Raw genomic sequence first — 11084 nt, forward strand, 5'->3', positions numbered from 1 at the left:
TCCTACCCACGGTGACCGCCATCACCCGCTTCCCGGTACACGACTTCCACGATGTGGAAGTCGTTGTCAGCCGACGGTGCGCGGCCGGCCGGCCAGGGCGGCCGCGACGGCGAGGACTCCGGTGACGGCCAGCAGGAGGATCAGCGGCGGCCCCCACCCACCGGTGGCCGCGTACACGGCCCCGACCACCAGCGGCCCCGTCGCACCCACGCCGTACCCGACCAGCTGGGCCATGCCCGACAGCCGCCGGGCCGCGGCCTCGTCGGCGGCGCGCAGCACGAGGGCGGTGAAGGCGAACGCGATGCCCGCCCCCTGCGCCAGGCCGCCCAGGACCGCCCACACGACCCAGAGCCCGGGTGCGACCAGCAGGCCCAGCACCAGCACGGCCCACGACCCCGCGACGACGACGCCCAGGCCGCTCTGGCCACCGGCCCGGCGGCGCCGCGCGAGGACCGCCGGGACCAGCAGGCTCCCGGGGATGCCCAGGATCTGGAACAGGGCCGCGGCCACGGCTCCGGGGCGCAGCCCCTGCCCGAGCTCGTCGAGCAGCAGCGTCGGCAGCCAGGCGGTGATGGCGTAGTACAGGACCGACTGCAGGGCCAGCACGGTGGCCACCGCCCAGGCGACCGGGGAGCGCCAGACCGGGGCGGCCGCGGCCGTCGGCGCCGCGGCCGGCTCGACCCCCGCAGCCCGACGGCTCCGCCGCCCGCGGGTGGCGACGGTCCACACGACCGCGGACACGAGCGCGAGGGCCGCCCAGGCGGCCAGCGCCGTCCGCCAGTCGGTGAGGCCGGCCAGCGGAGCGGTGAGCGCGGCCGTCAGCGCCGCACCCGCGCACAGGGCCGCGGTGTAGAGCCCGGTGACCGCGCCGGCGCGCTCGGCGAACTCCCGCTTGGTGACCGCCGGGAGCAGCACGTTGCCCAGCGTCATCCCGGCGCCGACGACGGACGTCCCCACCAGCAGCAGCGGAGCGCCGTCGACCACGCGCAGCACGGTGCCCGCCGCGATCGCCAGCAGACCGGCGCCCACCGCCGCCTCGGCCCCCATCCGCCGGCCGAGCCACGCGGCCGGCGGCGCCAGGAGCGCGAAGCAGAGCACCGGCAGTGTGGTGACCAGCCCCGCCAGGGTCGGCGAGAGGCCGAGCTCGGTGCGCATCTCCGGCAGCACCGGGGAGACCGCGGCGATCGCGCCGCGCATGTTCAGGCCGGCCAGCAGGACGGCGGACAGCAGCAGGCCCGCCCGGGGCACCGGACGGGCCTGCTGCGTGGTCGGGGTGCTCACCCCAGAGGCCTACCGCACCGACGGGCGGACGGCCGCGCCGGGTCGGTCACTCCTGGGGCAGCAGCCCGTCGACGTCCGGCTCGTTGTCGAGCAGGCCGGCCTCGACCATGAGCTCGCCCATCCGCTCGATCTGCGGACGGCGCAGGTCGGTGCCGAACTCCTCGATGCGGACCTCCGCCATCGCCCCGGGCGGGGTCTGGAGGAACTCCTCGGCCGCCGTGCGGACGGCGTCGGGGTTCTCGTCGGCCCAGACGAGGGTCTCCTCGAGGGCCGCGGTCATGTCCTCGACCAGCTGCGGGTCGGACTCGGCCAGCTGGCCGGAGGTGAAGAACAGCTGGGTCGGGTGGCCGGGCACCGACTCCTTGCTGGAGTAGCTGGCCACCGGGTGGCCGGCGGCGATCAGCTGGGTCAGGAAGGGCTCGGGCACCCAGACGGCGTCGACGTTGCCGGCCTCCAGGGCCGCGGGCATGTCGGGGAAGCCCAGCTCGACGTAGGTGATCCCGCTCGGGTCGCCGCCGTCCTGGCGCACCGCCTCGTCGATGGTGAGCTGGCCCATGCCGTTGAGGGTGTTGACCGCGATGCGCTTGCCGGCCAGCCCGGCAGCGGAGGTGATCCCCAGGCTCTTGTTGGCCACGACGCCGTTGACGTCCTCGTCCCCCTCGGCATGGGTGGAGGTCCAGTGCGCGATCACCCGGACGTCGAGGCCCTGGTCGCGGGCCTGCAGCAGCGAGACGGGGTTGCTGGTGGCGAACTCCATCTGGCCGGAGGCGACGGCGGGCAGCAGCGCGGCGCCGCCCTGGCCGGTCTCGATCGTCAGGTCGATGCCGCGGTCCTCGAAGAAGCCCTGCTCGATACCGGCCTGCAGGGCGCCGGTCACGGCGACCGGGAGCAGGCCCGCGGTCACCTCGCGCAGCTCGCCGTTCCCGCCACCGCCGGAGCCGCCCGACGCCTCGTCGTCGCCTCCCCCACAGGCGGCGAGGACCAGCGTCGACGCGGCCAGCAGGGGCACCCACTTGCGGAGCATGCGTTCTCCCAGACTCGAATTCGGTGACAACCTCAACGGTTGACAGTGTGAATGATGCACGTCACAGGTCGCCGGGACAAGTCGCCGCCCCGGGTCAGCCCGGCGACGCCGGCTGACCCGCCTGGAGCACGCGTCCGAGCAGCCCGCGCAGCTGCTCCCGCTCGGCGGCGGTGAGCCCCTCCAGCTGAGCGGCGTGCGCCGCGGCCGCGGCGCTCTGGGCCGACTCCCGGACGGCGTGGCCTTCCGGCGTGGCGCACACCAGCTTGGTCCGCCGGTCGGTCTCCGACGGGCGTCGCTCGACCAGACCGGCCGCGGCGAGCTCGTCGACGAGGAGGACCACCTGGCTCGGGTCCAGGCCCAGCGCCTCGGCGAGGTCGCGCTGCGACATGCCCTCCGTGGCATCGCAGGCCAGCAGCAGGGCGGAGTAGGAACGCACCCGCAGCCCGTGCTCGGCCAGGGCGGCGTTCGTGGCCCGGATCAGCAGGCCGCTGGCGCGCGAGAGCAGGTACCCGACGTCGTCGGTGAGCACGGTGCCGTCCATGAGGACCTCCATCGTTGACGTCCTCCACGATAGCGGCACAGCGTCGTGCGTCACACCCCTCCCGCGAGCGGAGCCGGACGTGGACGTCTCCCCCCTGGTCGCGGGGGACGCGCACGTGCACGTCGAGCAGGATCCGCACGGCACCTGTCGACGGCCACGAGCTCCTGGCGGCCGCCGCATACTGACGTCGAGTCGATGGAGATCCGCGAGGAGGTCCGCCCACCGGTGATGAGGGTGAACGCTGTCCGCGCGCCCGGGCTCCGATGAGGAACGCCGGGCTCGGCTCCTGGCCGGAGCGCCGGTTGCGGATCTCCCCGACCCGCGACGCGATCTGGTTCGAGGGGACGACGACCTCGCACGCCGGGTTCGCCGACCGCGTACGCCGCACGGCCGGCGCCCTCGCCGCCCTCGGCGTGCGCACCGGCGACCGCGTCGCCTGGACCGGGACCAACCACCCCTCGGCGTTGGAGACGCTGTACGCCTGCGGGCAGCTCGGCGCGATCTGGGTGCCGGTCAACGCCCGGCTCACCGCCCCCGAGGCGGAGTACGTGCTCACCCACTCCGGCGCGGGCGTCGTCGTCCACGGCCGCGACTCCGGCGGGCTCGCCGACGCGCTGCGCGACCGGCTGCCGGGCGTCCGGGCGTGGGTGGCCACCGAGCCGCCGGACGCCGGTGGCGCGGACTCGCTGCCCTACGAGGAGCTGCTGGCGCGCAGCGCGCCCGAGGTCCGCGACGAGCCGGTCTCGCTCGACGACCCCTGCCTGGTCATGTACACCTCCGGCACCACCGGCCGGCCCAAGGGCGCGGTGCTCACCCACGGCAACATGACGTGGAACGCGACCAACCAGCTGCTGGGTATGGACTTCGCCGCCGACGAGCGCACGCTGGCCCTCGCGCCGCTGTTCCACATCGGCGGGCTCAACGGCACGGTCAACCCCACCCTGCTGCGCGGCGGCTGCGCGGTGGTCGTTCGCCGGTTCGACCCGGCCGGGACGCTGCAGGTCATCGAGGAGCAGCGGGTCACCTCCTTCTTCGCCGTCCCGACGATGCTCGACGCGATGAGCCGGGAACCGGACTTCGCCTCCCGCGACCTGTCCTCGCTCCGCAGCATCGGCGCGGCGGGAGCGGCGGTGCCGCTGCCGACGCTGCGCACCTGGCTGGACCGCGGCGTGACCATGCAGCAGTGCTACGGCATGACCGAGGCCGCGCCCGGCTGCACCGTCCTCGACCCGGCCGACGCCGAGCGCAAGGTCGGCTCCGCGGGCAAGCCGGTGTTCTTCACCGACCTGCGCGTGGTGCGTCCCGACGGCACCGACGCCGCCGTCGACGAGGTGGGCGAGATCGTCGTCTCCGGCCCCAACGTCATGGCCGGCTACTGGCAGGACCCGGACCAGACCGCCGTCGCGCTCCGGGACGGCTGGTACCACACCGGCGACGCCGGCTCGCTGGACGCCGAGGGCTTCCTCTACATCCGCGACCGCTACAAGGACATGATCATCTCCGGCGGGGAGAACGTGTACCCGGCCGAGGTGGAGTCCGCCCTGCTCGAGCTGCCCGGAGTGGTCGAGGCCGCCGTCATCGGCGTCCCCGACGAGCGCTGGGGCGAGGTCGGGCTGGCCGTCGTCGTCCCGGCGCCCGGTGCGGCCGAGGACCCGGAGGCGGTGCGGGCCGCGCTCCGGGAGCGGCTGGCCGGCTTCAAGGTGCCGCGGTACGTGGAGTTCGTCGACGAACTGCCCAAGACGGCGACCGGCAAGATCCGCAAGCCCGACCTGCGGTCGCGGTTCAGCGGGGGCTGACCGGCCGCGGCCCCTCAGGGCAGGCGGTAGGCCGAGTCCGGGACGTCGGTGACGAACATGTGGCCCGGCGCGTGGGTGATCGCGAACGGCGGCCGGGAGGCCATGAGCGCCGCCTGCGGGGTCACCCCGCACGCCCAGAACACCGGGACGTCACCGTCGGCGGCGTCCACGGGGTCACCGAAGTCGGGGCGGGCGAGGTCGGCGATGCCGAGTGACTCCGGCGGCCCGACGTGCACCGGCGCCCCGTGCACCTGCGGCATGCGGGCGGTGACCTGGACGGCGGTGGTCACCAGCTCGCCGGGGACCGGGCGCATCGTCACCACCAGGGGCCCGGACAGCCGCCCGGCCGGCCGGCACGCCCGGTCCGTCCGGTACATCGACACGTTGCGGCCCTGCTCGATGTTGCGCACCGGCACCCCGGCGTCCAGCAACGCGGTCTCGAAGCTGAAGCTGCAGCCGATGAGGAAGGCGACGAGGTCGTCGGACCACAGCCCCGTGACCTCGGCGGGCTCCTCGACCAGCTCGCCGTCCCGCCAGACCCGGTAGCGGGGCAGGTCGGTGCGCAGGTCGGCGTCGGGGGCGAGGACCGTGCGCGGTGACCCGGCGTCGGTGACGTCCAGCAGCGGCACCGGCTGCGGGTTGCGCTGGGCGAACAACAGGAAGTCGTAGGCCCAGTTGCGCGGCAGGACGACGAGGTTGGCCTGGGTGTGCCCGGGCGCCAGCCCGGAGGTGGGCACGGCCGAGCCCGCGCGGCAGGCCGCCCGGACGTCGGCGGGCCCCGGAGCGGTGAGCGTCTGCGCCATGCCGTCCATGGTCCCCGCCCCCACGACCCGCCGCCTCGCGTTGCCGGGGTGCCACGGCGGTTCTAGCGTCCCGGACACCCGTCCCCGTGGGAGGCGCCCGTGTCGCACAGCCCGGAGACCCCGGCCTCCAGCGGTCCCGCCGCGTCCACCGACCGGATGTCGGCCAGCACCCGGTCGACGCTGCTCGGCGCCATGTTCCTCATGGCCACCTCGGCGATCGGGCCGGGCTTCATCACCCAGACGACGACGTTCACCGTGCAGCTGGGCGCGGCGTTCGCGTTCGCCATCGCGGTGTCGATCGTCATCGACATCGCCCTGCAGATGAACGCGTGGCGCGTCATCGGCGTCAGCGGCCGGCGCGCCCAGGAGCTGGGCAACCTCGTCGCCCCGGGGCTGGGCTGGCTGATGGCCGCCTTCCTCGTCGTCGGCGGCCTGGTGTTCAACATCGGCAACGTCAGCGGCACGGGCCTGGGCACCGACGCGATGCTCGGTCTGGACCCCAAGATCGGCGGGGCGATCTCGGCGGTCATCGCGATCGGCGTCTTCCTCAGCCGGCGGGCGGGGGTGGCCGTCGACCGGATCGTGGTCTTCCTGGGCCTGCTGATGATCGGGCTGACCCTCTGGATGGCGATCACGTCCGGCCCGCCGGTCGGCCAGGCGCTGAGGAACGTCGTCCTCCCGGAGGAGGTCTCCTTCCTGGCGATCACCACGCTGGTCGGCGGCACGATCGGCGGCTACATCGTCTACGCGGGGGCGCACCGGCTGATCGACTCGCACGTCACCGGGCCCGAGCACGTCCGGGACATCACCCGCGGCTCGATCACCGGCATCATCATCACCGGGATCATGCGCGTGGTCCTCTTCCTCGCCATCCTGGGCGTGGTCGCCGGCGGCGCGGACCTCGGCACCGAGAACCAGGCGGCCAACGCGTTCCAGGCCGCCGCGGGCGAGTTCGGGCTACGGGCCTTCGGCGTGGTGCTGTGGGCGGCGTCGATCACCAGCGTCATCGGCGCCTCGTACACCTCGGTCTCCTTCGTCACCTCCCGGACGCGCACCAGCGACCGCACCCGCGCGCTGCTGGTGGTGGCCTTCATCGCCGTCAGCACCCTGGCGTTCCTCCTCATCGGCGCCGCGCCCACCACGCTGCTGGTCTTCGCCGGCGCCTTCAACGGGCTGCTGCTGCCCATCGGCATCGCCGTGCTGCTGTGGGTGGCCACCCGGCGCACCGACCTGCTGGGCGGCTACCGCTACCCGCGGTGGCTGCTGACCGTCGGCTGGCTGGCCTGGCTGCTGACCATCTACCTGGCGGTCAACTCGGTCCGGCCGGTCATCGACCTGTTCGCCTGAGGAGGATGACCGGGTGGACCTGAACTCCGACCTCGGCGAGGGCTTCGGCCAGTGGGCGCTCGGGGACGACGAGGCGCTGTTGGGCGTGGTCACCAGCGCGAACGTCGCCTGCGGGTTCCACGCCGGTGACGCGTCGATCATGCGGCGGGTGTGCGGGCAGGCCGTCGCCTCGGGCGTGGCCATCGGCGCCCAGGTGTCCTACCGCGACCTCGCCGGCTTCGGGCGACGCTTCATCGACGTCGACCCCGGGGAGCTGACCGCGGACGTCGTCTACCAGATCGGCGCCCTGGAGGCCTTCGCCCGCCTGGCCGGCTCCCGGGTCCGCTACGTCAAGCCGCACGGCGCGCTCTACAACGCGATCGTCGGCCACGAGGAGCAGGCGGCCGCCGTGGTGCGCGCGGTCGCCGAGTACGACCGCACGCTGCCGGTCATGGGCCTGCCCGGGTCGGCGTGGTTGCGGCTGGCCGCCGAGGCCGGGCTGACCGTCGTCCGCGAGGCCTTCGCCGACCGGGCCTACACCCCCGCGGGGACGCTGGTCTCCCGCCGGCTGCCCGGCGCGGTGCTGCACGACCCGGAGGAGATCGCCGCCCGCTGCGTGGCCATGGCCCGCGGGGAGCCGATCGCCGACGTCGAGGGCAACCCGCTGGAGGTCCGGCCGGAGTCGATCTGCGTGCACGGCGACACCCCCGGCGCGGTGGCGATCGCCCGGCGGGTGCGCGAGGCGCTCACCGAGGCCGGCGTCGCGCTGGCGCCGTTCGCACCCTGATGCGGGTCCTGCCGAGCGGCTCCACCGCGTTGCTGGTCGAGCTGGCCGACCTCGACGAGGTGCTCGGCCTGTACGCCGCCCTCACGGAGGAGCCGGTCGACGGGGTGGTGGACGTCGTCCCCGCGGCCCGTACCGTGCTGCTCGTCGTCGACCCGGCGCGGACGACGCTCGCCGCGGTCGAGCAGGCGGTCCGGGGCACCCGGCCGCGGCCGGACCGCGCCGGGCACGGGGACCGCGTGGAGCTGCCGGTGGTCTACGACGGGGACGACCTCGCCGACGTCGCCGCACACCTCGGCGTCGATCCCGGGGAGGTCGTGCGCCGGCACACCGGCACCGAGTGGACGGTGGCCTTCTGCGGCTTCGCCCCCGGCTTCGGCTACTGCACGCCCGACGGCGAGCCGTGGCACGTGCCGCGCCGGGAGTCGCCCCGCACCAGGGTGCCGGCCGGGGCGGTAGCGCTGGCCGGGGAGTTCAGCGGGGTCTACCCACGGGAGTCCCCCGGCGGGTGGCAGCTGATCGGCCACACCGACGTCGCGGTGTTCGACCTGTCCCGCGACCCCGCCGCGCTGCTGCGCCCCGGTGTCCGGGTCCGGTTCGTGGACGCGAGGTGACCGGGCGCGCGGCGGTCCGCGGCGGCACGGCGAGCCGGACGCTCACCGTGCTGGCCCCCGGCCCGCTCACCACGGTCCAGGACGCCGGACGGCCCGGCCAGGGCGCCCTGGGCATCGGCCGCTCCGGGGCCTGCGACCGGGGTGCCGCCGCCCTGGCCAACCGGCTGGTCGGCAACGACCCGGCCGCCGCCGTGCTCGAGGTGACCCTCGGCGGGCTGGCCGTGCGCGCCGACGCCGACGTGCTGGTGGCCACCACCGGCGCCCGCTGCCCCGGGTCCCCCGCGCACAACGCCCCGCACCGGCTCGCCGCGGGCACCCAGCTGCGCCTGGGCGTGCCGCCGACCGGCCTGCGCACCTACCTCGCGGTCCGCGGCGGGGTCGCCGTCGAGCCGGTGCTCGGCAGCCGCGCGACCGACCTGCTCTCCGGGCTGGGCCCGCCGGTCCTATCGGCCGGCGACGTGCTCCCCGTGGGCGGGGCGGGCGGGCCGCTGCCCGGTGTCGACCTCGCGCCCGTCGCCGACCCCCCCGGCGGCGAGGTGACCCTGCGGGTGCTCCCGGGCCCCCGCGCGGACTGGTTCGCCGAGGACGCCGCCGGCGTGCTCACCGGCACCGGCTGGACGGTCACCGGGGAGAGCAACCGGATCGGCCTGCGGCTGGACGGGCCCCCGCTGGAGCGGGCACGCACCGGTGAGCTGGCCAGCGAGGGCATGGTCCGCGGCGCGCTGCAGGTGCCGCCGTCCGGCCTGCCGGTGCTCTTCCTCGCCGACGCCCCCGTCACCGGCGGCTACCCGGTGATCGGCTACGTCCACGACGCCGACGTCGACCGCTGCGGGCAGCTGCGCCCCGGGCAGACCGTGCGGTTCCGCCGCGCGAGCTGACGCCCGCGCACCCGTGCCACACTCCCGGCCGTGGGTCGGGTGCGGACGGGCGAGTCGGTGCTGTCGCGGGCGGTCCGCATCTTCGACGCCTTCTCCCCCGAGGAGAAGGCGCTGCAGGTGTCGGAGATCGCGCGCCGCACCGACCTGCACGTCGCCACCGCGTCCCGGCTGATCGCCGAGCTGGTCTCCCACGGCCTGCTCGAGCGGGGTCCCGACCGGGAGGTGCGGGTCGGGGTGCGGATGTGGGAGCTGGCGTCGCGGGCGTCGCCCACGCTCTCGCTGCGGGACGCCGCCATGCCCTACCTGGAGGACCTGCACGCCGTCGTCGGGCACCATGCGCAGCTGGGCGTCCGGGACGGGAACGACGTCCTGTTCATCGAGCGGCTGTCGGCGCGCGACGCGGTCGTGAACTTCTCCCACATCGCCGGCCGGCTGCCGCTGCACATCTCCTCCTCCGGTCTGGTCCTGCTCGCCTACGGGCCCGCCGAGCTGCAGGAGCGGTACCTGGCCCGGCCGCTGGAGCCGCACACGCCCGACACGATCGCCACACCCGAGCGGTTGCGGGCGACCCTCGCCGTCGTCCGGCGGCAGGGCTGGGTCGTCACGCCCGGCCACGTGCACCCGGACGCCGCGGGGGTCGCGGTGCCGGTGCGCAACGGCCTGCAGGAGGTGGTGGCCGCGCTGTCGGTGATCGTCCCCAACGACGGCCGCGCCGCCGCGCAGGTGCCGGCGCTGCTGGCCGCGGCGCGGGGGGTGACCCGGTCGCTGTCGGCGGGGCCGCGGGCCACGACGCCGCGCTGAGGGTCCTCTCACTCAGCGAGACGACGCTGGGTGCGGCTGTGACGGGGATCGCATGATCCGCCTCACGTCCGCGGCGGCTGTCGCCCGCGGAGTCCCGAAGGGAGCCCCTCCTTGACCGCTGCGCCCGCATCCTCCGGACGCCGTCCCCCGCGCCGTCTCGCCGGCCTCGCACTCGGTTGCGCCGCCGCCCTCACGCTGGCCGCCTGCGGCTCCGACGACGAGGGGGGCACCGCCTCCGGCGGTGGGGAGGGCCCGACGCAGCTGACCGTCGGGTACTTCCCGCTGGTGCACACCGCCAGCGCCGTCCACGCCGACGAGGCCGGCCTGTTCGAGGAGCAGGACCTCGACGTCACGCTGGAGCAGACCTCCGGTGGCGCCCAGGCGATCCCGTCGCTGATCGCCGGGGAGTACGACATCACCTACGGCAACTACACCTCGGCGCTGCTGGCCGCCCAGCAGGGGCTGCCGGTGCGGATCATCGCCGGCAACGACGTCGGCGCCGAGGACCACGCGATCATGGTCGCGCCGGACTCGTCCTTCCAGCAGCCGGCGGACCTGGCCGGGGCCCGCATCGCGGTGAACAACCTGCAGAACATCGGCACCGTCGCGGTCAACGCGATCCTGGAGGACGCCGGCGTCGACATCTCCACCATCCAGTTCCTCGAGCTGCCCTACCCGGACATGGCCGCGGCGCTCGACGCCGGGGACGTCGACGCCATCTGGCAGGTCGAGCCGTTCCAGGCCTCCGCGCTGGCCGGCGGCGCGCGCGTGCTGTTCCCGCTGTTCAGCGGCCCGGTCGAGGACATGCCGGTCGCCGGCTGGCTGACCACCGAGCAGTACGCCCAGGAGAACCCCGAGGTCGTCGAGGCCTTCCGCGCGGCGATGGCGGCGTCGATGGAGGACCTGCAGGGCAAGCGGGAGGAGCTGGTCCGGCTGGTGCCCACCTACAGCCAGGTGCCGGCCGAGACTGTCCAGCAGGTGCAGCTGCCCGAGTGGGACGCCGAGGTCGACCGCGAGCAGTTGCAGAAGATGAGCGACCTGATGCTCGAGTACGGGATCATCAGCGAGGAGTTCGACGTCGAGACGATGGTCGCCGACTGACCCTGCGACGACGGCGGCCCCGGAGGGAGATCCCTCCGGGGCCCCCCTCGTGTGTGCGGCTCAGGACGGGGTGTAGCGCACCGGCACGGTCGCCCAGCCCTTCAAACTGTTGTTAAGCTTCGGGATCGGGTCGCC

11 protein-coding genes are annotated in these 11084 nt (G+C 74.9%); 7 read left to right on the forward strand and 4 right to left on the reverse strand.

Annotation, left to right across the window (positions count from 1 at the left end; genetic code table 11):
* Positions 1–66 precede the first annotated feature (66 nt).
* From ACI78V_RS13630 to ACI78V_RS13640, 3 genes are all read right to left on the reverse strand, one after another.
* Positions 67–1281 carry an MFS transporter gene (locus ACI78V_RS13630; protein WP_456851550.1) on the reverse strand — a complete coding sequence of 405 codons (1215 nt, stop codon included), beginning with the start codon at positions 1279–1281 and terminating at the stop codon, positions 67–69.
* Between the two features lie 46 nt (positions 1282–1327).
* A complete protein-coding gene (locus ACI78V_RS13635; RefSeq protein WP_456851552.1) occupies positions 1328–2305 on the reverse strand; it encodes an ABC transporter substrate-binding protein in 978 nt (325 codons plus the stop codon).
* A 94-nt stretch (positions 2306–2399) separates the two neighbouring features.
* Positions 2400–2858 carry a MarR family winged helix-turn-helix transcriptional regulator gene (locus ACI78V_RS13640; protein WP_456851554.1) on the reverse strand — a complete coding sequence of 153 codons (459 nt, stop codon included), beginning with the start codon at positions 2856–2858 and terminating at the stop codon, positions 2400–2402.
* A 251-nt stretch (positions 2859–3109) separates the two neighbouring features.
* Between ACI78V_RS13640 and ACI78V_RS13645 the strand changes: the two genes are divergently transcribed.
* A complete protein-coding gene (locus ACI78V_RS13645; protein ID WP_456851556.1) occupies positions 3110–4642 on the forward strand; it encodes an acyl-CoA synthetase in 1533 nt (510 codons plus the stop codon).
* A 14-nt stretch (positions 4643–4656) separates the two neighbouring features.
* Here ACI78V_RS13645 and ACI78V_RS13650 read toward each other — a convergent pair whose 3' ends face one another.
* Positions 4657–5445: a putative hydro-lyase gene (locus tag ACI78V_RS13650; protein WP_456851558.1), complete on the reverse strand. Its 789-nt coding sequence runs from the start codon at positions 5443–5445 to the stop codon at positions 4657–4659.
* Between the two features lie 99 nt (positions 5446–5544).
* On the opposite strand from ACI78V_RS13650, the gene ACI78V_RS13655 reads away from it, so the two are divergent.
* The 6 genes from ACI78V_RS13655 (at position 5545) to ACI78V_RS13680 (ending at position 10949) form a co-directional block, all read left to right on the forward strand.
* Entirely contained in the window at positions 5545–6792 is a 1248-nt protein-coding gene (locus ACI78V_RS13655; RefSeq protein ID WP_456851560.1) for an NRAMP family divalent metal transporter, read from the forward strand.
* 13 nt (positions 6793–6805) lie between these two features.
* Positions 6806–7558, forward strand: coding sequence for a LamB/YcsF family protein (locus ACI78V_RS13660; protein WP_456851562.1), 753 nt, complete (start codon positions 6806–6808; stop codon positions 7556–7558).
* Positions 7558–8169 (forward strand): 5-oxoprolinase subunit B family protein, encoded by a 612-nt coding sequence (locus ACI78V_RS13665; protein ID WP_456851564.1) that lies wholly within the window; start codon positions 7558–7560, stop codon positions 8167–8169. The genes ACI78V_RS13660 and ACI78V_RS13665 overlap by 1 nt, the downstream gene beginning before the upstream one ends.
* A complete protein-coding gene (locus ACI78V_RS13670) occupies positions 8166–9047 on the forward strand; it encodes a 5-oxoprolinase subunit C family protein (RefSeq protein ID WP_456851566.1) in 882 nt (293 codons plus the stop codon). The genes ACI78V_RS13665 and ACI78V_RS13670 overlap by 4 nt, the downstream gene beginning before the upstream one ends.
* A 30-nt stretch (positions 9048–9077) precedes the next feature.
* Positions 9078–9848 (forward strand): IclR family transcriptional regulator, encoded by a 771-nt coding sequence (locus tag ACI78V_RS13675; RefSeq protein WP_456851568.1) that lies wholly within the window; start codon positions 9078–9080, stop codon positions 9846–9848.
* A 111-nt stretch (positions 9849–9959) separates the two neighbouring features.
* On the forward strand, positions 9960–10949 hold the full coding sequence (locus ACI78V_RS13680; protein WP_456851569.1) for an ABC transporter substrate-binding protein: 990 nt from the start codon (positions 9960–9962) through the stop codon (positions 10947–10949).
* Positions 10950–11084: the final 135 nt, after the last annotated feature.

This window comes from Geodermatophilus sp. SYSU D00742 (assembly GCF_054049935.1).

Excerpts from the sequence above, each read along its gene's own strand:
- ACI78V_RS13635 (WP_456851552.1), bottom strand. The coding sequence starts at position 2,305 with ATGCTCCGCAAGTGGGTGCCCCTGCTGGCCGCGTCGACGCTGGTCCTC.
- ACI78V_RS13640 (WP_456851554.1), bottom strand. The coding sequence starts at position 2,858 with ATGGAGGTCCTCATGGACGGCACCGTGCTCACCGACGACGTCGGGTAC.
- ACI78V_RS13645 (WP_456851556.1), top strand. The coding sequence starts at position 3,110 with ATGAGGAACGCCGGGCTCGGCTCCTGGCCGGAGCGCCGGTTGCGGATC.
- ACI78V_RS13650 (WP_456851558.1), bottom strand. The coding sequence starts at position 5,445 with ATGGCGCAGACGCTCACCGCTCCGGGGCCCGCCGACGTCCGGGCGGCC.
- ACI78V_RS13665 (WP_456851564.1), top strand. The coding sequence starts at position 7,558 with ATGCGGGTCCTGCCGAGCGGCTCCACCGCGTTGCTGGTCGAGCTGGCC.